General features: G+C 59.6%; 19 protein-coding genes and 1 pseudogene. 11 read left to right on the forward strand and 9 right to left on the reverse strand.

Annotation, left to right across the window (positions count from 1 at the left end):
* Window positions 1-269 precede the first annotated feature (269 nt).
* Window positions 270-1,646 carry an aldehyde dehydrogenase gene (locus tag PM3016_RS06685; protein WP_014368861.1) on the forward strand — a complete coding sequence of 459 codons (1,377 nt, stop codon included), beginning with the start codon at window positions 270-272 and terminating at the stop codon, window positions 1,644-1,646.
* 175 nt (window positions 1,647-1,821) lie between these two features.
* Here the strand turns inward: PM3016_RS06685 and PM3016_RS39390 are convergent, their stop codons facing one another.
* The 3 genes and pseudogenes from PM3016_RS39390 to PM3016_RS39400 all read right to left on the reverse strand — a co-directional run bounded on the left by PM3016_RS39390 (window position 1,822) and on the right by PM3016_RS39400 (window position 2,486).
* A complete protein-coding gene (locus PM3016_RS39390; protein WP_238540458.1) occupies window positions 1,822-2,004 on the reverse strand; it encodes a hypothetical protein in 183 nt (60 codons plus the stop codon).
* Between the two features lie 105 nt (window positions 2,005-2,109).
* A pseudogene (locus PM3016_RS41095) lies at window positions 2,110-2,268 on the reverse strand (glucosaminidase domain-containing protein); the annotation flags it as partial.
* On the reverse strand, window positions 2,199-2,486 hold the full coding sequence (locus tag PM3016_RS39400; RefSeq protein ID WP_238540459.1) for a glucosaminidase domain-containing protein: 288 nt from the start codon (window positions 2,484-2,486) through the stop codon (window positions 2,199-2,201). The pseudogene PM3016_RS41095 and the gene PM3016_RS39400, both read right to left, overlap by 70 nt.
* 987 nt (window positions 2,487-3,473) lie before the next feature.
* Here PM3016_RS39400 and PM3016_RS06695 point away from each other — a divergent pair.
* Window positions 3,474-4,988: an extracellular solute-binding protein gene (locus PM3016_RS06695; RefSeq protein ID WP_014368862.1), complete on the forward strand. Its 1,515-nt coding sequence runs from the start codon at window positions 3,474-3,476 to the stop codon at window positions 4,986-4,988.
* 450 nt (window positions 4,989-5,438) lie between these two features.
* Here the strand turns inward: PM3016_RS06695 and PM3016_RS06700 are convergent, their stop codons facing one another.
* Window positions 5,439-7,085 (reverse strand): hypothetical protein, encoded by a 1,647-nt coding sequence (locus tag PM3016_RS06700; protein WP_014368863.1) that lies wholly within the window; start codon window positions 7,083-7,085, stop codon window positions 5,439-5,441.
* Between the two features lie 221 nt (window positions 7,086-7,306).
* Here PM3016_RS06700 and PM3016_RS06705 point away from each other — a divergent pair, with 221 nt between their 5' ends.
* Entirely contained in the window at window positions 7,307-7,624 is a 318-nt protein-coding gene (locus PM3016_RS06705; RefSeq protein ID WP_014368864.1) for a hypothetical protein, read from the forward strand.
* Window positions 7,625-7,800: 176 nt separating this feature from the next.
* Here the strand turns inward: PM3016_RS06705 and PM3016_RS06710 are convergent, their stop codons facing one another.
* Genes PM3016_RS06710 through PM3016_RS06720 form a run of 3 tightly spaced genes read right to left on the reverse strand, consistent with a single transcriptional unit; the run spans window position 7,801 to window position 12,216 of the window.
* Entirely contained in the window at window positions 7,801-8,787 is a 987-nt protein-coding gene (locus PM3016_RS06710) for a sugar ABC transporter substrate-binding protein (RefSeq protein ID WP_014368865.1), read from the reverse strand.
* A complete protein-coding gene (locus PM3016_RS06715; protein WP_014368866.1) occupies window positions 8,771-10,408 on the reverse strand; it encodes a response regulator in 1,638 nt (545 codons plus the stop codon). Before PM3016_RS06715 ends, PM3016_RS06710 begins: the two co-directional genes overlap by 17 nt.
* 8 nt (window positions 10,409-10,416) lie before the next feature.
* The gene (locus tag PM3016_RS06720; protein ID WP_014368867.1) at window positions 10,417-12,216 is read right to left on the reverse strand and encodes a cache domain-containing sensor histidine kinase; all 1,800 of its coding nucleotides are present in this window, start codon (window positions 12,214-12,216) and stop codon (window positions 10,417-10,419) included.
* A 280-nt stretch (window positions 12,217-12,496) separates the two neighbouring features.
* On the opposite strand from PM3016_RS06720, the gene PM3016_RS06725 reads away from it, so the two are divergent.
* From PM3016_RS06725 to PM3016_RS06750, 6 genes are all read left to right on the forward strand, one after another.
* Window positions 12,497-13,546: an ABC transporter substrate-binding protein gene (locus tag PM3016_RS06725; RefSeq protein WP_014368868.1), complete on the forward strand. Its 1,050-nt coding sequence runs from the start codon at window positions 12,497-12,499 to the stop codon at window positions 13,544-13,546.
* Between the two features lie 213 nt (window positions 13,547-13,759).
* A complete protein-coding gene (locus PM3016_RS06730; RefSeq protein ID WP_014649742.1) occupies window positions 13,760-15,292 on the forward strand; it encodes a sugar ABC transporter ATP-binding protein in 1,533 nt (510 codons plus the stop codon).
* A gap of 5 nt (window positions 15,293-15,297) precedes the next feature.
* Window positions 15,298-16,314, forward strand: a complete 1,017-nt coding sequence (locus PM3016_RS06735; RefSeq protein WP_013917143.1) for an ABC transporter permease — start codon at window positions 15,298-15,300, stop codon at window positions 16,312-16,314.
* Window positions 16,314-17,288: a galactofuranose ABC transporter, permease protein YjfF gene (yjfF, locus tag PM3016_RS06740; protein ID WP_014368870.1), complete on the forward strand. Its 975-nt coding sequence runs from the start codon at window positions 16,314-16,316 to the stop codon at window positions 17,286-17,288. The genes PM3016_RS06735 and yjfF overlap by 1 nt, the downstream gene beginning before the upstream one ends.
* Before the next feature lie 121 nt (window positions 17,289-17,409).
* Window positions 17,410-17,745, forward strand: a complete 336-nt coding sequence (locus tag PM3016_RS06745; RefSeq protein ID WP_014368871.1) for a hypothetical protein — start codon at window positions 17,410-17,412, stop codon at window positions 17,743-17,745.
* 13 nt (window positions 17,746-17,758) lie between these two features.
* Window positions 17,759-18,571: a hypothetical protein gene (locus PM3016_RS06750; protein ID WP_014368872.1), complete on the forward strand. Its 813-nt coding sequence runs from the start codon at window positions 17,759-17,761 to the stop codon at window positions 18,569-18,571.
* A gap of 79 nt (window positions 18,572-18,650) precedes the next feature.
* On the opposite strand, the gene PM3016_RS06755 is transcribed toward PM3016_RS06750, so the two are convergent.
* Window positions 18,651-18,992, reverse strand: coding sequence for a DUF1801 domain-containing protein (locus PM3016_RS06755; RefSeq protein WP_014368873.1), 342 nt, complete (start codon window positions 18,990-18,992; stop codon window positions 18,651-18,653).
* Window positions 18,993-19,214: 222 nt separating this feature from the next.
* Here PM3016_RS06755 and PM3016_RS06760 point away from each other — a divergent pair, with 222 nt between their 5' ends.
* A complete protein-coding gene (locus tag PM3016_RS06760) occupies window positions 19,215-19,814 on the forward strand; it encodes a TetR/AcrR family transcriptional regulator (protein WP_013917148.1) in 600 nt (199 codons plus the stop codon).
* Window positions 19,815-19,907: 93 nt separating this feature from the next.
* Window positions 19,908-20,609, forward strand: coding sequence for a YesU family protein (locus tag PM3016_RS06765; RefSeq protein ID WP_013917149.1), 702 nt, complete (start codon window positions 19,908-19,910; stop codon window positions 20,607-20,609).
* 385 nt (window positions 20,610-20,994) lie between these two features.
* On the opposite strand, the gene PM3016_RS06770 is transcribed toward PM3016_RS06765, so the two are convergent.
* On the reverse strand, window positions 20,995-22,017 hold the full coding sequence (locus PM3016_RS06770) for a Gfo/Idh/MocA family protein (protein ID WP_014368874.1): 1,023 nt from the start codon (window positions 22,015-22,017) through the stop codon (window positions 20,995-20,997).
* Window positions 22,018-22,025: the final 8 nt, after the last annotated feature.

The raw sequence follows: 22,025 nt of genomic DNA on the forward strand, positions 1-22,025 counted from the left end.
AGGTTGCGCGGCAATCCCTCCTTTTTGGGTTAAACTCTGATTAGGGCGGTCCCATGGAATCTACTGTAATGGAAAACCGCTTCGAGGTATGTACAAAAATCAGTGTTTTTCCTCCAAAATTCAGGGAATATGTGGATTGGGTGGTGGGGAATTGTAAGAGTGTGAGTTTCTGCGCGGAGGTAGAAGCCGAAGAGTCCGGGCTGATTTGACGGCGGAGAAGCCTTGGGATAAGGTATGGGGGATAGCTAAGATACAGCGAGGTGGGAAGGATGGACCTGGACCGGATTCATTCCGTTATCATAAAGCAGAAGGAACATTTCAACCGGGGCGAAACCCGGCCCCTGGCCGTACGGCAGGCCCATCTTGAGGCACTGCGGCAGGCGGTGAAGCGGTATGAGGCCGAGATCATCGCCGCACTGAGGGCGGACCTCGGCAAGTCGGAGCTCGAGGCCTATTCGACGGAGATCGGCTTTCTGCTCGAGGAGATTCGCTTCGTGAGCAAGCGGATGAAGGGCTGGGCGAAGCCGAGGAAGGTGAAGACAGCTCCGACGCACATCGGCTCCCGCGGCGTTATCATCCCCGAGCCTTACGGCACAGCGCTCATCATCGCCCCTTGGAACTACCCGTTCCAGCTGGCGCTCTCGCCGCTCGTCTGTGCGATAGCCGCTGGCAATACGGCCGTGCTCAAGCCCTCCGAGCTGACGCCGACCGTCTCGGCTCTGCTCGCCCGCCTCGTGGCTGATACCTTCGCTCCGGAGGTGGTCGCGGTCATTGAAGGCGGCGTGGAGGAGACGACGGAGCTGCTGCGGCAGCCGTTCGATTACATCTTCTTCACGGGCAGCGTACCGGTCGGCCGGATTGTGATGGAGGCGGCAGCGAAGCGGCTGATCCCCGTCACCCTGGAGCTCGGGGGCAAAAGCCCGTGCATCGTGCACCGCGACGCGAAGCTGGAGCTGGCCGCGAAGCGGATCGCCTTCGGCAAATTCGCCAACAGCGGCCAGACCTGCATCGCCCCGGACTACCTGCTCGTCCATGAGGAGGTCAAGGATGAACTGCTCCGGCACCTGCAGGCGGCGGTGGAGGAGTTCTACGGCCGGGAGCCCGTGCGCAATCCGGACTACGGACGGATCGTGTCCCGCCGGCACTATGACCGGCTCGTGCGCTTCCTCGGCGACGGCCGGTCGGTCTTCGGCGGACAGTCGGACGACGAGGCGCTGCGCATCGCGCCGACTGCGCTGGATGGCGTCAGTCCGGAAGCGCCGGTGATGCAGGAGGAGATCTTCGGCCCGATCCTTCCGGTGCTGACTTACCGGGAGATCGGGGAGACGATTGCGGCGGTGAATGCGAAGCCGAAGCCGCTGGCCCTGTATCTCTTCACGGAGGATGCCGGCGTGCAGCGCGAGGTCGTGGAGAAGGTCTCCTTCGGCGGAGGCTGCATCAACGACACCCTGATGCACATCGCGACGCCTTATCTTCCCTTCGGCGGGGTGGGGGAGAGCGGGATGGGCAGCTATCACGGGGAGAGCAGCTTCAAGGCGTTCTCCCATTTCAAAAGCGTGCTGAAGCAGACAACCTTGTTCGATATCGCCTTCCGCTACCCTTCGGCGAAGAACGGGTTGAAGCTCATGCGCAGATTCATGAAGTAGCCTCTGCGTGCGACGGGCATGCCGCTCGAACACCCAAAAAGTCTGCCGGCCCTTCCGGGACGGCAGGCTTTCTTTCGTGGAATATAACAATTTATTGCGTGTAGCTCAGCGGCCGACCGGCGCGCGGACAGAAGCCCGTCCGCCGTCTCCCTGCAGCTGATCACGCAGCGCCCGCTTACACCTTTACTCCGCTCTGGCGTGCCAGGATGACGGCGTTGAGCCAGGTAAGCTCCGTCAAGGTAAGCTGCTTGCCGTAAGCTTTTTTGGGCCAGGACGGGTCGGTGATGACGCCCTGGTCGAGCAGCCCCTGCAGGGCATCCCCGAGCTGCTTCCACTGCCACTCGTGCTGCAGTCTCATCGGTATCCATCCCCCTTCCTCCGCTGCCTGCAGATCCCACTCCTGCAGCTTGTATTTTTCGATGATCGAAATGAGCTTGTTCGCGTACCCCGGGTCCGTCGCGTATCCTGCGCTCTGAAGCGCCCTTGCGGTCCCCTTGTAATCCAGCGCCCGCGATCGGGTGAATACGCCGGCTCTCGTATAGGTCGGATTCTTCAGCAGAAATTCGCTGTGGTCCCGGATGCTCTCCGCCCAGCTGCCGTAGACGCGGAAGCTGTCGACGATCTGCCGCCATCCCCGTTAATGTACTCGCGGGTCGTCTGGTTGGCGCTGTTCGCAGAGCCCTTGGCTTTGATCCCGAACAGGTTGTTCCCTTCGGCGTAGGCGCCATAGCCGCTTTCGAGAGCGGCTTGGGCCAGGGTGATCGAGGCCAATACACCGTGCTCGATCTGCTCCGCCGCGGCGGCCGGACCGAGCAGGCTGAAGAACTCCTGAGGTTTCATTTTTTTCACCCCCTGGATGCGCAATCCTGCGGCCTTACGTTAACAGGATATGCAGGGACCGTCCCATTGGAAACAGGCAGGCGGATGTACCCGCGGGCGGCCGGGCGGATTCCACCGATAATCATTAGATCAGATGAGGCTCTGGACCGCGCTCCGAGCCGGGGGAGGGGACAGGGCTGTGGAATCCAAAGGCCCCTAAAGTGCACGGAACCGCGGCTGACCTCTAACCGGAGCGGAGGCTCGACCGGACGAAAAAAAGAGACGGTCGAGCAGCGGGAGAGGCCGCCGGCCTGCTGGATTAAGCAAGCGCGGAATGACCGGCTGGTCCCGGAGCGGGCCGCGCTGACTTAGCCGGTATGAATGCTGATGCAACCGGCGGGACGAAGTAATGTATCCTCTTATCTTCGGCGCCGCCAAGCAGGGTTATACCTGGACTGCCCGGAGGACATCCGACTTCCGACGGAGCTGCGCCGGGAAGTGTGCCGGGGATAACCTTGGGAATCCGTGGAGCGGCCTTTGTCGCTGTCACTCATTTGTGATTGCGTACTGCTCCGCAGCAATCCGCAAGAATTGTGGTATCGGATAAGGTACTTGGCCAGGCAGGGACAGTACACCGAAGCGAGGTCCGCGCTGCCAAATCCGCCTTCGTCGGGGAAGCCTGTCGAGTAAGGAAGCCGCGTTAAGTGGTAACTTAGCAGGCGGCTTTTTGCCTTGCCTAAGCGGTCATACGGCGAATACGTGCCTTGGGGATGAAGTGCGCACCGTCCTGGCCGGTCGATTACGTGCGGTTCAGCGATTCTTTTTGTCGAACTTTGACGGGGATAATCATTGTCTCAGGTTGGAGGGCCAAGCCGCGCCCCGTGCGGGGTTCAGGGCAAGATATAATCCAGAGATTATGGATGTAATTCCGCAAAGGGTTTACTATAAGAGGCAGAGAGACGCAAGGCCAACGCTCAGACAGGAAGCTCATAGGGAGGAAGAGAGAGAATGAAGACACAGCGTTTCAAACAAATCAGTGCATTCTGTGCGCTTACGTTAGCAGCTTCGGTATTCGCCGGCTGCGCGAATAAAACGGACGGGGGCGCCGCGGCAGGCGATGCGGCAGCCGATACGGGTCCGGTTAAGATTACGATGATGGCGAACCTGCAGACACCGGAGGTTCCTTCGGATAAGCTCGAAAAGCTGATTGAGGAGAAGACGAACTCCCAGCTCGAAATCTCGTGGATTCCGGACGGTTCCTACGATGAGAAGTTCCAGGCTTCCTTCGCCACGGGCACACTGCCTCAGGTGGTTTATTTGAAGAACCAGGCTTCCTTCATTCTGATGAGAGACGCCATGAAGGACGGCCAGTTCTGGGAGATCGGTCCGCTGCTGAAGGATTATCCGAACCTGAAAAGCCTGAACCAGGAGACGCTGAAGAATACGGCGGTCGCCGGCAAGATCTACACGCTGTATCAGGAGCGCCAACCTTCGCGTACCGGTATTATTTATCGTAAAGACTGGGCGGACAAGCTCGGCCTGGCAGCACCTCAGACCGCAGATGATATCTACAACATGCTGAAGAAGTTCAAAGAAACGGACGCAGCAGGCAAAGGAAACACCATCCCTCTGTCCGACCGTAACGATCTTGTATATGGTGCGTTCAAAACCGTCTCCATGTATTTCGGAACACCGAACAACTGGGGTGTGGTCGACGGCAAGCTCGTGCCTGAATTCGAGACGAAGGGCTACCTCGACACGATGAAGTTCTTCCAGAAGCTCCATAAGGAAGGTCTCATCAACCAAGACTTCCCTGTAACGAGCAAGACGGACCAGCAGAACCTGATGTACTCGGGCAAATCGGGCATGTATATCGGAACGATGGGCGACGTCAAGACGATGCAGGAGAAGACCGTCAAGAACGTACCGGATGCAATGTACGATGTAACGAATGAAATTAAAGGCGTGGACGGCAAAAATGTTTCCTGGGGTCTCTCCGGCTACGGCACGGTAGTGGTGTTCCCTAAATCCGCGATCAAGACGGAGAACGAGCTGAAGCGGATTCTCGGGGTCATGGACAAGTTCTATTCTCCGGAAGTGGCGGACCTGCTGAAGTATGGTATTGAGAACGAGCACTACTCCTTGAAGGACGGCAAAGTACAGCCGGTACAAGATCCGAAGCTGATCGAGAAGGAAGTCAGACCTTACCTGAACCTGGCTCTGTATGAAACGACGAACGTGAAGCCTGCTCTCTTCTCTATGCCTTCTCACGAGAAAGCAAACACCCTGTCGAACGCTGCAGAGAAGTTCATGGTGCAGGACCCTACGGCAGCCCTGGATTCCCCGACGTACAATTCGACGGGAAGCAGACTGCAGGATATCATCAAGGATGCTACTTACCAGTTCATCTTGGGCAAAATCGACGAAGCCGGCTTCAAGGCGGCAGTCGACAAGTGGAAGAAGGATGGCGGTCAGAAGATCATCGACGAGTATAACGCACAATACAACAACGCCGGCAAGTAAGACAAAGCGGCAAACAGGACGGCTGAGGAATCAGCCGTCCTGTTTGTGCAAGGGTCGCTGCAGTGCGGGGGTTCCCCAGGGCTGCAGGGGCCGAAGGGAAAAAAGTCAACTGGGATAAACGCCTATGTCGTCCCTATATGGACAATTCGTGCTTTAAAGCGAGTTCTATTTTCGGATATATCGAGAAGAAGCGATACCCGGATCATCGGGGCCGCTTCTTTGCTTTCGACCGTTCCCATACACTTTGCGCCTTGGACTGGACTGCTGAGGCACTTCTACACATTGGCGCCCGATCGCTGGTGCCATGAGGCTCCCAGCTCAGCAGGTGGACACCGCGTCTGCCATTCATATGTCCGACCCACAGCAATGTCCATTCTCGCCATGCCTGCAGCGGCGGATCATGTCCGCCGCTGTGAACCATCCTGCGCAGATCTCGGGATCAAGCGCCGCTTACTTGTTCACCGTCAGGTTCGTGACCTTGCTCGCGGTAACGACCAGCTCTTCCGTGTCCACATACTGCACCCGGACCTGGTCTCCCGCCTGAAGGAAGCCGGCATACGGATACTGTGATTCCAGCACGACGAACACTTTATCCGAATTATCCATCATCCACTTGACGCGCAGGTCCGCTCCCTCGGAGACGAACGAGACGCGGACGATGCGGCCCTGGATCTCCTTTTGCTGAGCTGAACCTGTGGGGTCCATCTGTCCGGAGCCGAACGAGACCAGAAGATTCTTGTACGAGGCGAAAGCGGACGCTTTGTTCTTGTGATGGGCGAGAATCTGCGGATTCTTCGCATTGACGAGGGCCAGCTCGCGCAGCAGGCCATTGCCGTCGGTGACCGGGACGAACCAGGTTTCTTCGCCGTAAATGTTGTACAGCGTGGGAGATGCACCGGTCCACTGGTCCTTCAGAAAGGTCTTGTTGACGCTGTTGATCGCCGCGCTGCCGTTGGCCAGGCCGCTGGAGGAGACCGTCTGGCCGCCGTAGTACGTGAACTTCCCGGACCGGGCGTTGATGAGCGAGTACCCGACAAGCGACTTCGACGTCTCGTCAAGCGTCGTATGATCGGTGAACCAGGACATGTTCCCCTCCTGGTCGAAGACGGCCACGACCTCATCGCCTTCTTCCCAGGTGGTCGGCATGTGAAGGTCTCTTTTGCCGAAGAGCGTGTTCAGGTAGCCGTGCTTATACTTGCCGAAGTACGTATTGTAGGTATCCGCAATGGATGCCGGAATCACCTGATCGACGAAGGCGGGGACCTGATCCGTCCCATACTGTTCGATTGTTCCCGACTCGGGATCTACGAGGAATACCCCGTCGACGTACGGCACGTTACGGTACTTCTCGTAATGTCCGTAAGGAACGACATACACGGGCGAGCCGTCGTCCTTGGGCTCGAAGGAGGCTTCGAACAGCACGGCCGAAGGATAGTCCGCGCGGATGTGCCGGTAAATATTGCCCGAGAAATACCCGCTCGGCACGTATTTCATGGCGTAGCCGGACATCAGCTCGGCCGGTGCGTTCTCGTCCTCCGCCGAAATTTTGACATACGCGGTGACTGTCTTCGCGCTCAGCGACTTGAAGAAGCCGTTGTACTCGACGGGAGCGACCCAGACGAGTTCGTTGTCGATCTTCTGGATGCTGTAGTCCCCCATCTGGTAATAGCTGAAGTTCGGCACCTGGCCGAGCATCTTGTCGCCTTTGTACTTGGCGAAGGTCTTCGGGACCGAAGGAATGTGCTTGATATCGATCTGCTCCATCTTCGCATCCCGGACCTCCGCATGGGCCGCCTGGAACTTGTCGTCAGCCGTGGTGATGCCGTAGACGAAAGCCAGGAACAGCCACAGGAGCATCAGAAGAGCCCCTGCCATGAATTCGAGGCGTCCCGCCTTCCTCGAGCCGTCTCTCCCCGGTACCATGCCGGAGAGGAAGAGGAGCAGGCCGAGCCAGAAGCCGCCCGCCTGGAAGTAGGCGCTGACCGTATGGTCGAGAATTCTCCACCAGAGATAGAGCCAGGTAAGCCCGGCAGTGAGCAGGATCACGCAGATCACTCTCTGCAGGCGGTTGTGAAGCAGGCCGGATAGGAATGTCATCAAGGAACCTCCGTTTAGACGAGTTGTGGAATCGATCCATCTCTAGCTACATACGTGCCAAGGCGCTTTTATGTTGCTAAAAAATGGTTTAGGTGGGCGGAGGAAAAGGAAGCGGAGCGGGATAGCCGGGGCGGGGGGGAGTGGATAAATCAGGGCACGCTGGGCATCCTTATGGGATAAAAGGAATGCCGGCTGCAAGGCCGGTGACAGGGAGGTCCCACATGTTGAATCTAGGGGAGTTGGAGGAGCTTCACGCGGATATACAATCCGTCCATGAGATTGTACAAAGCCTGAAGGCCCGGGTGGACGGGCAGGAGATCGGCATCCGGATCTGCCGGAATGCGAATGGCCATTTTTTCTATGAATTGAGCCACACGTACCGGGGAGCGGACGCAGCCGACCCGGAGGTGGGCGTCGTCAACTCCTTCGATTCGGCGGAGGAAGCGGCGAAGGGGGCTCTGCGCTCGGCCGTCCTCTACTACCGCAGCATGGACGAAGGCGGGCGGTGGCACCGCAACGATTCGTTCTTGATTCAGTAGAGGGGCGCGGGCAGCTCTGTGAAGCGGCGGGCGCAGCAGCAGCCCAGCCTGTTCCTTAACCGGACGGGCTGGGCTGTTCTTTATTACGGCGAATAGGGAGCATAGGCTGCGTACAGGTATCCGCCAAGATACCGGAGAGGGACGCTTTCTCCAAAGCACGTAGTAGTAGGCGGTGCTTAGCGCCACCCGTCCGTATCCCGGACATTCTCGGGGGTGACGACGACGGTGCCCGTTTCTTCGAATTCAGGGATGGCGAGCCCCTGGCTTGCCTGCAGCAGGCGCCTAACGATGAGGCGTCCCCACGTATGCTCCTGGCGGGAGAGCGCGGCCGATACCTGCCCGTTCTTGATGCCTTCAATGATCTTCGGCGTGAGGTCGAAGGTGGCGGCCGTACGGTGCAGGCCCATGGCCTTCCACACAAGAATCGATGCCGGTCCCGAGACCGAATCGAGGCCGATGAAGGCATCGAAGTGCGGATGCGCCTCGATCATCTCTTCGAGCTGCGCAACAGCCAGGTCCTCGGAGCCTTCGTTGGCGCGGATCTCCAGGACCTGGATGCCCGTGTGCTCATGCAGGTAATCAAGCAGGCCGCGCAGGCGCTGCTGCTGGCTGAGCATGCTCTCCATCCCGGTGCCGATGAAGATCATGCCGCGGCCCTTCAGCATCTTGTCGATCACCGCGCCCATCTGCCGTCCGGCCTGCGTGTTGTCACTGCCGATGAAGGCGAGCCGGCGGCTGACCGGCGCATCCGAGTCGAAGCAGACGACGGGGATTCCGGCCTCGACCGCCTTGTCGATGTAGGGCGTCAGGGTCTCGGCATCCACGGGATCGATTGCGATGCCGTCGACCTTCTGTTTGATCATCATCTCCAGCATGCGGATCTGCTGCTCGAGGTGGGCTTCATCCGGCGCCTTCACAAGCAGCTTGACGCCCATCTCCTTGGCCGCCGCCTCGGTGCTCTCCGTGATCCATTCGAAGTAGGGATGGCTCATCGGATAGAGGATGGCGAAGGTCTTGGGCTCGCTTGCCTGCACCTTCGGCTCGCCGGTCCCTGGCAGCGGCGATTCGCCGGTCCCGGGCCAGAGCCCGCGGCAGGAGACGAGCACCAGGGTCATGCCGGCGGCCAGCGCCAGGATCAGACCGAGCTTACGAGAGAGCGGCATGCCGTTCTTCCCCCTCATCCGGATGGCCGCTCTGGGCCTGGTTGCGGCGGAATTCCCTGGTGGTCATGCCGGTCGACTTCTTGAACAGGTTCGAGAAATAGTGGGAGTCCTGGTAGCCTACCTGATAGGCGATCTCGTAGGACTTGGCATGCGTGGAACGCAGCAGCTCCATCGCTTTGCCGATGCGCAGGCCCGTCAGGTATTCCGTGATCGTCTGCCCGGTCTCGCTGCTGAACACCGAGGAGATGTAGCTCGGGCTCATGCGGACGTGCTCGGCGATATGCTGCAGGGAGAGCTCGGACTGGCCGTAGTTCGCATGCATATAGTCCTTCACCCGGCGGATCAGCCCGCTGTACTTGTCGGCGTTGCCGTCGCGCACCTGCAGGAAGGCGCCGATCATGCCTTCAAGGTAGCGGTAGGCTTCGTCCGCCCGCTGGATGAGGCCTACCTGGCTCTGCAGCGCCTGGAGCATGTCTTCGATCCGCTCATGCTCCGGGTAGCTTTCCTTGGCAAGCTGGGAGACGGTCGCCGTCATATCGTGGAGCAGATAGTAATAGTAGAAGGAACGGCTGCCGTCCCACTCCGACAGGCAGGCGGCATACTCCCGCACGAAGGAAGGGACAGCCGCGGGGGAGCCGAGCTTCAGGAAGCGGATCAGCGGGCTCCGGTCCAGATAGCGTAGCGGGCCTCCCGCTTCGCCGCCTCCCTGCCAATCGCCCCCCGGGCCCTGCGGGCTGCCGGGAAGAAGCTGGCGCTTCAGGCTTTCCTCCGCTTCCTGGAAGGAGGGGTACAGCCCCTGCAGCCGGTCCTGGATGCTCCCGAGCCCGAAGCGGACCCGGCTCGAGAGTGCGGTGTGCGCCTCCTCGGCAAGCGGCTTCAGCAGCTTCTCCCCAAGATCCTGCAGCTGGGCGGCGCTGTCGCCCTGGAGAATCCAGACCGTCTCCTTCTTGCTGCGCTTGAAGGAGAGATAGGAGGCGGTCTCGCCGAACCGGCCGTGCATCAGCTCCTCGAGCCTGCGGCAGACCTCTTCGGCCTCCGGGGCATCGGCCATACACTCCTGCTCGCTGAGCACCACCGCGTAGCACTTCGAGACGAGATTCAGCTGCAGCTTCGCTGCCGTCTGCATCGCCTCCGAGGTGGTGACGAGGCCGCTGCACAGGTCGCTGAGCAGCTTCTCCCGGCTGTGCCGCACCCCGTCGCTGACGCGCCGCTTCAGGCGCTCCATCTCTTCGCGCTCCCGCTCCTCCCGGTCGATGAGGGCGCTCACATCCTGCAGCAGCTTGATGAGATCGGCGGAGGAGACGGGCTTCAGGCAGTATTCGGTCACCCCGGTCCGCAGGGCCTCGCGGGCATATTCGAACTCGTCATGGCCGCTCAAGATGATGATCTTGATGGAAGGAAACCGTTCGCGGATGATGCGGCTGAGCTCCAGGCCGTCCATGAACGGCATCTTGATGTCGGTAATGACAATATCCGGCTTCGTCTCTTCGATCAGGGGAAGGGCCAGCTCTCCGTCCGGGGCATCGCCGCAGTATTCGAAGCCCTCCTCGTTCCAGGCGATGCGGTCCCGGATCCCTTCCCGGATCACAATCTCATCATCCACCAGAAATACTTTCTTCATCGGGTCATTTACCTCCAAGCGGCTGGAATCCGCACCGAGATGCAGGATCCGACGCCGTATTCGCTTTCAATGCTGACGCCGTAAGGGGAGCCGTAGTGCAGACGGATGCGCTGATGCACATTGAGCAGCCCGAATCCGCCGGACGAAGAGGCGTCCGCTTCAAGGGCGGCTGCGCTCTGGCCGTGGGCGAGCTGCTCCTGCAGCTGTGCCAGCCGGGCCCCGGGTATGCCCGCGCCGTTATCCCGTACCTCGATGCGGATGTCGCCGTCCGGCGTGAAGCCGCCGGTGATCCGGATCAGGCCACGGCCGCGCTTGTTCTTGATGCCGTGGTACAGGGCGTTCTCGACGAGCGGCTGAAGGGACATTTTGACGATGGGGTAGGGGTTCAGCTCTTCGGGCAGGTCGACTTCATAGTCGAGAATGTCGCGGTAGCGCATGCGCTGGATCACGAGATAGTTCTCGATATGGTCGAGCTCGCTCTTGATATGAATCTGGTCGCGCCCCTTGCTGAGCGTGATGCGGAAGAACTGCGAGAGCGCCTTCACGAGGGCGATCACTTCGTCATGCTTGCGGGTCTCGGCCATCCACATGATCGACTCGAGCGTGTTGTAGAGAAAATGCGGGTTGATCTGCGCCTGCAGCGTCCGCAGCTCGGCCTTCTTGATCTGCTCCTGCTCCTTCAGGCTGCGCTCCAGCAGCTGCTTGATCTGGCCGAGCATAATATTGAAGGAATGCCCGAGGTCCGCGATCTCGTCGGTGCCGGTATTGCGGGCCTTCGCATCCAGGTTGCCCGAGGCGGCCTGGCGCATCTTGTTCTTGAGGTACTGAACGGGGCGGATGAGCCGGTTCGTCAGGAAGAAATACAGGGAGACGGTGAACAGGATATTGAAGAGCACGGAATACAGGGTCAGGCTCTTGATCTCGTCCGCATCCCGCATGATTTCCTTCAGCGGTGCTCTTCCTACGATGCTCCATCCCGTCATCTCGGAACGCGTATGCACATAAAAGAGCGGCTCGCCGGCGGACCGGTCCGTCCGACTGCCTTTGTCCGTATCCGCCGCGAAGGTCAGAGCCGCAGGATCGAGGCCCTCCACACGGGAGGGAAGGAAGATCGGATTGCCCTGTTCATCCACGACATAGAAGAAGCCGGTCTCCCCGATCAGCGTCGTATTGCAGAAGTTCTCGACCGTCCGGTCATCCATATCGATCAGGATGAAGCCGATGATCTCATGAGTCACCCGCTGGGTGACCGCCTTGGCGATGGAGATAACCCGGCGCCCCTCATAATCGGAGCCGTCCATCCGGTCCTCCGGCCTCGCCGCCTGCGGAGGAATGATCAGCGTCTGCTCTGGATTGTTCAACAGCGTCAGGAAGTGAGGGTTCTTCAGCGGATCGGCGTCCATCTGGAAGACCCCTTTTTTCTCGGAGATTCCTTTGCCGTAGGTGTTCACCATCGAGATGTTGACGATCTGCCCTCCCAGCTTGTAGGTCTCCCGGTAGAGCTCGAAGGTATGCAGAATTTCCTTGGCGTCCTCGTACGTCTCGCTCTGGGCGGTCAGGAAGCGGAGCACCGGCGGACTCTTGCGGATCTGCAGGAAGCTTGTCGTATCCTGGAACAAAATATCAATATCGCGGCGCAGTCCTTCCGCAATCAGAGCATTCGCCGCCGTGCTGTGCTCGGATACGGTCTGGTATGACTTCATATAAGAGATGAGTCCTTCCCCGATCAGGGGAATCATGGTCAGCAGCACGAAGATGGTAAGCAGCTTGGCCCTCAGGCTGGAGGTAATGCGCTGGACAAGTCTCATGGGCGGGCAACCTTCTTCATTTTAAATGTATACGGTTTCAATTTAATTGTTTCCATCATATCAAATTTGGAAGGGGTTAGCCATGGCGGGACGGTGGCTCCCAAAAAATTTATACAAACGCCATAAAAAATCCCAACAAGCGGGGAGAAGAGGACGAAAGTTCCTCAAAATATTGAAAGAAACGCAAGAGAGATTCCATTCCTTGGCTGAAGAAAGCGTTTTATAATAAGCCTACACCACAACGAACTGGTGACTGCAGATAAGGGGAGAGGATTTATCCATGAAACAATTCGCCAAAACGGGCGCCGTTCTGATGATGTCGGCCGTCCTGATGCTTACCGCAGCCTGCGGAGGCGGAGGGTCGAAGCCGGCCGCCGGGGACGCGAAGAGCGGTGCAGCCGCAGAGACGAATACGTCCACCGCACAGAAGGACGGGGATAAGAAGATCACGATGGGCTTCGCACAGGTGGGTGCGGAGAGCGGATGGAGAACGGCCAACACCAAGTCCATCCAGGAAGCTGCGAAGGAAGCCGGCGTCGAGCTGAAGTTCTCGGATGCGCAGCAGAAGCAGGAAAACCAGATCAAGGCGATCCGCTCCTACATCGCGCAGAAGGTGGATGTCATCGCGTTCTCGCCTGTCGTGGAGTCCGGCTGGGAGACCGTCCTGAAGGAAGCGAAGGATGCGGGCATTCCGGTCATCCTGACCGACCGTGCCGTTGATGTCAAGGACACCTCGCTCTACGTCTCGTTCATCGGTTCGGACTTCGTGGAAGAGGGCCGCAAGGCCGGCAAGTGGCTCGTGGACAAGGCGAAGGATACCAAGGAGCCGATGAACATCGTGGAGCTGCAGGGCACGACGGGCTCCGCACCGGCGATCGACCGCAAGCAGGGCTTCGAGGAAGTCATCAAGGAGAATGCGAACCTCAAGATCGTCAAGTCCCAGACCGGCGACTTCACCCGCACGAAGGGCAAGGAAGTCATGGAAGCGTTCCTGAAGTCCTCCAAGTCCGAGAACAAGCCGATTCATGTCGTGTATGCGCATAACGACGACATGGCGCTCGGTGCGATCCAGGCGATCGAAGAGTTCGGCCTGAAGCCGGGCAAGGATATTCTGATCATCTCCGTCGACGGCATCAAGGACGCGTTCGTGGCCATGAAGGACGGCAAGATCAACGTGGTCGTCGAGTGCAACCCGCTCCTCGGGCCTCAGCTGATGCAGGCGGCCAAAGACGTCGTAGCCGGCAAGTCGCTGCCGAAGCGGATCGTGACAAAGGAAGGCGTGTTCCCGCAGGAAACCGCCGAGAAAGAGCTGCCTAACCGGAAGTACTAAGGTTTGTACGGATGGAAGGTGTAAAAAAGGGCCGGCAGGTCCAGCGTACGTGACGTCAGAGGAAAGCCGCTTGCTTCGGTGACAAGATCCGTGCCGCCGTAAGCGGCTTTTCCCCTGAATGGAGCGGCTGCCCCGCCTGCATGCCTTAGAGGAAGAGACAGAGAAACCGGCGGAGAGCTTGTAAGCCGGACCGGAATGGAAGGGAGAGAAGGCATGATGAGTACAGCCCATGAATCCGCAGCAGCTCCTGCACTCGAAATGAAAGATATCGTCAAAAGCTTCCCCGGCGTCAAGGCGCTGTCGGGAGCCCGTCTGCGGCTGTTCCCCGGGGAGGTTCACGCGCTCATGGGGGAGAACGGCGCAGGCAAGTCCACCCTGATCAAGGTGCTGACGGGGGTTCATCCGATTGACGGCGGCACCGTCACGCTGGAGGGGAAGAGCATCACGGTCGGCGGGCCGCTGGAAGCGCAGCGCCTCGGGATCTCTACGGTATACCAGGAGGTGAACCTGTGTCCGAACCTGTCGGTGGCGGAGAACATCCTCATCGGCCGGGAGCCGAAGCGCTGGGGACGCATCGACTGGAAGGAGACGAACCGGCGTGCCGCCGGGCTTATGGAGCGGCTGAACGTGAAGATCGACGTCACGAAGCCGCTGAACCACTACTCCGTGGCGGTGCAGCAGATGGTGGCGATTGCCCGCTCCCTGCTCATCGACGCCAAGGTACTGATCCTGGACGAACCGACGTCGTCCCTCGATGCCAATGAAGTGAAGGAACTGTTCACGGTGATGCGCAAGCTGAAGTCCGAGGGACTGGCGATCCTCTTCGTGACCCACTTCCTCGATCAGGTCTACGAGATCACCGACCGGATCACGATCCTGCGGGGCGGCGAGTTCGTCGGGGAGTATCTCACGAAGGACCTGCCCCGGATTGAGCTTGTTGCGAAGATGATCGGCAAGGACCTCGGGGCGCTGGAGTCCCTGCCGAAGACGGAGGGAGCCGGCGCGAAGCGGCAGGCGGAGCAACGGACGCTGCTGCAGGCCAGCGGCACTGGCCGCAGAGGATCGATCCAGCCGTTCGACCTCGAGGTGCGGGAGGGCGAGGTCGTATCGCTCGCCGGCCTGCTCGGCTCGGGACGCTCGGAGGCGGCCCGGCTCTTGTTCGGAGCCGACAAGCCCGACCAGGGCGAGATCCGCATCGCTGACAAGCGGGTGGCCATGGCTTCCCCGAGGCAGGCGATCGACAATGGGGTGGCTTTTTGCTCCGAGAATCGCAAGACCGAAGGCATCATTCCGGACCTCACGGTCCGCGAGAATATCATTCTGGCCCTGCAGGCTTCCATGGGATCGTTCAAGTACATCTCCCGCAAGAGGCAGGATGAGATCGCCGAAGAGTATATCCGCATGCTGAACATCAACCCGCCTAACCCGGAGCATCTGGTGAAGAACCTCAGCGGGGGCAACCAGCAGAAGGTGCTGCTCGCCCGCTGGCTGCTCACCGAGCCCAAGCTGCTCATCTTGGATGAGCCGACACGGGGGATCGACATCGGGGCGAAGACGGAGATCCAGAAGCTGATCCTCTCGCTCTGCGAGAAGGGAATGTCGATCGTCTTCATCTCCTCGGAGCTCGAGGAAGTGCTGCGGGTCAGCCACAAGATCGCCGTACTGCGGGACCGTCACAAGGTGACGGAGATCGTCAACGAAGATATCAGCCAGCAGCATATCATGCAGGCCATTGCCGGGGGGTGACACGAGTGAAACGACTGACTTGGCCGCTGGTTACGCTGGCCGTATTACTGCTTGTCAATGTAATCTATAAGCCCGATTTCTTCTCGATCACCATGGTCGACGGGCATCTGTTCGGGAGCCTGATCGACATTCTGAACCGAGCCGCTCCGCTCATTCTGGTGGCCGTCGGTATGACGCTGGTCATCGCGACCAAAGGGATCGACCTGTCGGTCGGCTCGGTCATCGCCATTTCCGGCGCCCTGGCCTGCCTGCTGATCTCGAAGAGCGAAGACGCCTCCGCCTTGAATGTGGTCCTGATCGCCGTCGGAGCGGCGCTGCTGGTGTCCGTGGTCTCGGGCCTCTGGAACGGGCTGCTCGTCGGCGGAATCGGCATCCAGCCGATCGTCGCGACCCTGATCCTGATGGTCGCCGGCCGGGGGATCGCCCAGCTGGTCACCGACGGCCAGATCATTACGATCTCGTCGGAGCCGTATTCCTTCATCGGGGCGGGCTATCTAGCGGGTCTGCCGTTCTCGATTTTCATCGTGGCCTTCGTCCTGCTCGTGTCCGCGCTGCTGACCCGCCGCACGGCCATCGGCTTGTTCATCGAATCGGTCGGCTGCAATCCGGAGGCGAGCCGCCTGGCGGGGATTCGTTCGACCTTCGTGGTCTTCCTGGTCTATATGTTCTGCGGCCTCTGCGCCGGGATCGCCGGACTGATCCTCAGCTCCAACGTCTCGAGCGCCGACGGCAACAACGCGGGCCTCTGGTACGAGCTCGATGCGATCCTGGCGGTCGTGATCGGCGGCACGTCGCTGAACGGCGGCCGGTTCTACCTGGCCGGCACCGTCCTCGGCGCGCTGATCATCCAGACGCTGACCACCACCATCTACTCGCTCGGCGTCCCACCGGAAATCACGCTCGTTGTCAAGGCGGTCGTCGTTCTTCTGGTGTGCCTCATCGGTTCCGAGCAGTTCCGCAGCAAATGGAAGAAGGACAAGGCCGCTGGCAAGGTGCCTTCGAAGAAGGAGGTAACGGCATAATGTCCAAGCTGCGCATCGGAAGCCAGTTCGTTCCCGCGCTCGTCACCATGGTGCTGTTCTGCCTGATGTTCCTGGCAGCCTCGGCCCAATACACCGGGTTCTTCTCGGCGCAGGTGTTCCTGAACCTGTTCATCGACAACGCCTTCCTGATCATCACGGCGGTAGGGATGACCTTCGTCATCATCTCGGGCGGGATCGATCTCTCCGTCGGTTCGGTCATCGCCCTCACGACGATGATCTCCGCCAGCCTGGTCGAGCACCACGGCTGGTCGCCGATGGTCGTGATCCCGCTCGTGCTGGTGATCGGCTCCCTGTTCGGCTGGGTCATGGGCTACATCATCCATGAATACCAGATCCAGCCGTTCATCGTGACGCTGGCCGGCATGTTCCTGGCCCGCGGTCTGTGCTACGTGATTTCGATCGAGACGATCACGATCACAAACGAGACGTACACCGCCATCTCGCAGGCCAAAGTCCCGCTGCCGGGCGGCAATTATGTGTCGATCTCGGTGGTGCTCGCCCTCTTGGTCGTTGGCCTCGCGATATATCTCGCGCACTACACCAAGTTCGGCCGCAACACCTATGCGATCGGCGGCAGCGAGTCTTCGGCTCTCTTGATGGGCCTGCCTGTCGGCCGCACGAAGATCCTCGTCTACACGTTCAGCGGGTTCTGCTCCGCGATGGCCGGCGTCGTGTTCACGTTCTACATGCTCTCGGGCTACGGCCTGCACGCGGTAGGCCTGGAGCTCGACACGATCGCAGCCGTGGTCATCGGCGGCACGCTGCTGACCGGCGGCGTCGGCTACATCGCCGGCACTCTGTTCGGCGTGCTGATCCAGGGCATCATCCAGACGATCATCATGTTCGAGGGGACACTGAGCTCCTGGTGGACGAAGATCGCGATCGGCATCCTATTGTTCCTGTTTATCCTGCTGCAGCGGGTGCTTGTCTCCCGCAAGGCGAAGGCGGCTTAAAGCCGTGCAGGCGAATTCGTTTCAGGGCAGCTTCCTGTGGGAGGCTGTCCTTTTTAATTTATGAAGGTTGAAAACAATCCCTGAACTGGATAAACTGTTGTGGAAAAGCGAGGTGATCTCCATGGAGGGAGGATACCCATTCCCGGAGTTGATTTGGTTAAGACCTGTGCATATGACCCTCGGCATAGGCTTGGTTTTTGTACTGATTACGGTCGTTTTCCAGAAAGTGCGGCTCTTCAATTTATTTTCCGTCACCGTTATTTCGATGCTTTGCTCTGTTGTCTCTGCGGTAACCCTCTATGCCAGCGGCTATATCGTGGATGAATACAACTTGGGAGGGGATGAAGTTTCATTTTATATGTTTTTGGCGAACCTGGGATTGTCCGTTCTCAATATGATGATCTATTGGGGCAGGAATAGCATCGTGACCTATGAGACCGTAAACCCAAAAAAGTGAATCAGGAGCAAACATGGGAACACTTACTTTTGTCTACGATGAGAACCATCGATCTCATACTGCTGAGTTAAGCTTGCATGGGGAGCTGGAAGCAGGTCTGTTTCAACAGGGGATCGAAGCTCTGATCGATGAGTTTATCGCTTATATCCAAAGAACCGGGGAAGATGTATATCACCTGGAAATCCTTATTAACGGGGAGGTGGTGGAGGAATCGGCGTTTTGGGAAGAGGCCATTCACCGCTTCGGGCTCGTGGACTTATCCGCAGCTTATCTCAATGAGCTTCTCTATCGAGCGAAGTCGGTCCGGCCGATTTGGCTGGACGAGGAGAAACCCGCTGCCCGCCAGGCGGCCCTGTGTCTCGCCCGCCATTGCGCAGCGTACATCCCTTATTATATTCGGTACATCAACTGGCACGATATGGACTACGAAGTTCATGAGTACAAGGACATCGACGAACTCATCAAGCGGTATGGATGGAGGAGAGAAACCCTGCAGTTGGCGGCCAGCCGGGCGGGGGTCGCTTGCGGGCAGCAGGGGATATGGCAGTTCGAAGAGCTGGCCTCCGGCGGAGGACTGCGAAGCTATCTGGAGGAGCATCATTTGCTGCACGGGTTTCTGTTCGAACTCTTTCTCGAACCGTACCTGCTGCATTATGCCGAAGTGCTGCAGCGTTCCGCCCATCTCCACTGGCCGCTCGAATATGTACTCGATACGTGCTCGGATGTTCTCGGGGCCTTGGCGGAACCCGATTCCGCCAGCGCGCTGCTTGACCAGTGTGAGGCTAGAGCGCGGAACTTTTATGAAGAGCATCAGTTGATGACATAACGCAGCAGCTGCACCATACCCTAACGAAACAAAGCCCGTTTTCTCCCCGAAGAGAAACGGGCTTTCCTGCTTTTCCCTGTCAAAGCGTGCCGGCTGCCTCGCGGACCCAGGAGGTGAGCTGATCGAAATCAGCCGTGTGGGTCTGGCGCAGCTTGAGGGTTTTCCGCTCGGGAGGTCCCTCGAAGAGGCCTTCCGGCAGCTGCAGGTCAGCGGCATTGAAGATCGTGAAGCTGACCGTATCCTTGGCGACGGAGATGACGGCGGCATATTTGCCGTTCCTCAGAAAATGGGGCTTCTTGTACTGCATCCGCTCCTGTACGTCTGGGATCGCTCCGTGGACCGCTTCACGCAGCCGCACACACAGCTCAGCCTGCCATGGAGCCTGCACCGCGCCGATATAATCCAATACTTCCTGGCTCATCTCGTATCCTCCTCTGCCTTAAGCGGGCTGCTGGGTGGGCTTGATTGCACTCTCATACTGCTCTGCCTTTCCTTAGGAAAAATCAGGTTTGCAAGAAGAAGGATAATTCTTAACTTACCGGTTGTCAAGTTATAACTTACCTTCTGTTAAGTTGCGTTCTTGACTTTACCTATTGGAGTCACTACGCTTTAGTTATTGGGATTCATAGGATGGTGAAATGATGTGGGTGAAATCCGCAATGCCGAGCGTACACGGAGCCTGATCCTTCAGGCCGCGAGGGAAGAGTTCTTTGAGAAGGGATATACCGGGGCCCGGATCGAGTCCATCGCCAAGCGTGCCGGGATTAATAAGCAGTTGATCTACCACTACTTTAAAGGGAAGGATCAGCTCATCAACGAAACCATCGGGGACTTCATGGCCTCACTCCCTGCCGGGAAATTCACGCTGCCGGCCGATCCCGTGGATATCGCGGAATTCCGGCTTAAGGTCAATCAGGAGCATCTGCTGGAGTTCCTGAAGTTTACGGCCTGGGAGGCCATCGATGTCGTGCCGGGGAACGTCAACGGCGAAGAGCTGAGGCAGCAAATGCTGCAAGCCTATAACGAGGATATGAAGTCCAAGCAGGACCGGGGACTTGTTCCCCGCGAACTGGATCCGGCGTTGATCACGCTGATGCTGTCCAGCCTGACCATTTATCCGCTCCTGTACAGCAATGTGACGCGCATGATTACGGGACATACGCCCGATGAGCCCGAATTTCAGGAGAAGTGGGCCCAGTTCCTGAGGTTGATCAGCGAACGGATATTCAAAATGGAATCTTAAGCCGTATTGCAAGAAAGTCGTATTGAAGGCAGGCCGGGGAAGGTGTAAGGTGGAGGAAGGGGAGATTTGGCTAAAGCTGAGGAGGAGAAACAGATGGACATCGGTTTGAACCGGTACAGGCAGGGAGAACTGCTCTATGCCAATAAGCTGGAGAGCCCGGCGGATGTGGAGGGCTTCCGGATGGAAGGGCCTGGGGTGCTCTCGTTCCCGAACGGGATGATGCGGATGGAGAGCCGGCTCGATCCGTCTGCCGGGCAGAACGCCAACTTCGTGCTGTGGTGCCCGGTAGAGTTCCCGGACTCCTTCGTGGTCCGGTGGGACTTCCGCCCGATCCGCGAACCCGGGCTGTGCATGCTGTTCTTCGCGGCGGCGGGAGCACAGGGCGAAGATCTCTTCGATCCGTCGCTGGCTCCGCGCAGCGGCCCGTACAATCAGTATCACAGCGGGGATATCAACGCCTATCATATCGCCTACTTCCGCCGGGCGCTGCCGGACGAGCGGGCGCTGCATGTCTGCAACCTGCGCAAGAGCCGGGGCATGCACCTGGTCGCCCAGGGGGCGGACCCGATTCCCGGCGTCGCCGAGGTGCAGGGCACGTACCGGATCGAGCTTGTCAAGGCGGGCGGCGACATCCGCTTCATGATCCAGGGTCTGCCCGTGCTGAATTGGATCGACGACGGGGAGACGCTGGGCCCGGTGCTCGGCCGGGGCCGCATCGGCTTCCGCCAGCTCGTGCCGCTCATCGCGGACTATGCGAATCTGGAAGTGCACGCCCTTGAGCCGATCGAGGGATAGGTCCCCAGAGGAGGGAAGGCGGCCGCGATGATCTCCTTGCCGGGTGCGAGCCTGACTGCCGGGACAAGCAGTCCCGCGTCCATGCATAATATTTCCACTTGTGCCGATGCTAAGAGCAAATGAGCGGGTATAGGTGGTGAACGCAGAATGGGGCAGCTGGCGGACTATGTGGCCACGGCAAGGGAGCACCTCGCGTTCCAACGCATAAGAAGAAGGCCGGACCCAGCATGAACTGCTGGCTGTCCGGCCTTTTTTGCGGCATATTAGGAAGAAGGACGGTTAAGCTGCGTCTTGGCCGGCCAGGCTGCATGGGCACGTCTGCGCGATCCATCCTGCCGGCGGCCTGGCTGGCGACTCCCACTCCGGCTCCGGCTGAGCTGCCGGACTATTGGCCCAGCACGATCTTCCGGCCTTTGGCCGCGCTCTCAAGCGCACCGAAGACCATCGCCATGCTGTGCAGGTTGTCGCTGCTGGCCGTCTCGGCCGGGCGTCCCTCCGCCAGGGCAAGGAACATCTCGTCGAGGCAGCCGAAGTGGTGCTCGCGCCCCTGCCAGCTCTCCCTCGGCTCGGCCCGGCGGCAGGCGTTCAGGAACGGCTGCTCCTCCGCAGGCTCGATGACCTCGCAGTAGGGCGCCGATCGGCCGTCCCACAGCGCCGTTCCGCGCTCGCCGGTGATGCGCCAGTCGGCCTCCCACGAGGTCGGAGCCCCTTCGGCACACCACGAGCCGCGGTAGCAGAAGACCGAGCCGTCCGACATCTCGAAGATGCAGACGGCCGCTGCATTGCCCTGGTACCACGACCCGGGCGGGTTGAACTCGTGGCAGTACACGGATAGGGCGTGCGCCCCGGTCAGGAAGCGCGCCTGGTCGAACGTGTGGATCGCCATGTCCAGCACGAGCGGGCTCTCCATGGCATCCCGGAAGCCGCCGAAGTGCGGGCCGAGGAAGAAGTCGGCGTTTACGAAGCCGGGGCGCCCGATGGTGCCGTCCGCCAGAAGCGAGCGGAAGTCGCGGATGTCCTTCAGGTAGCGCCGGTTCTGCATCACGGCGTACTGCAGGCCGCGCTCCTCCGCCAGCCGGGCCATGGCCCGCGCTTCCTCCATCGTGCTGCCCATCGGCTTCTCGCTCATGACATGGCAGCCGTGCCCGAGAGCGGCCGAGACCACCTGAACCCGGCTGGCCGGGATCGTGACGTCGAAGACCAGGTTGGCGTCCGTCTGCTGCAGGGCCTGCGTGATATCCGTATAGATGGGGCAGGCGAGCCCGAATTCTTCAGCCATCCTGCGGGCGCTCTCCTCGAAGAGGTCGACGAGCGCCACGATCTCGGCGTCCTGCCGTTCGAGGGCATAGCGCACCCAGGTTCTGGCCATGCCGCCGCAGCCGGCTACAATAATGCGATAAGGGGACACGGTCCCGC

It is taken from the genome of Paenibacillus mucilaginosus 3016 (genome assembly GCF_000250655.1).
GTDB lineage: Bacteria > Bacillota > Bacilli > Paenibacillales > NBRC-103111 > Paenibacillus_G > Paenibacillus_G mucilaginosus.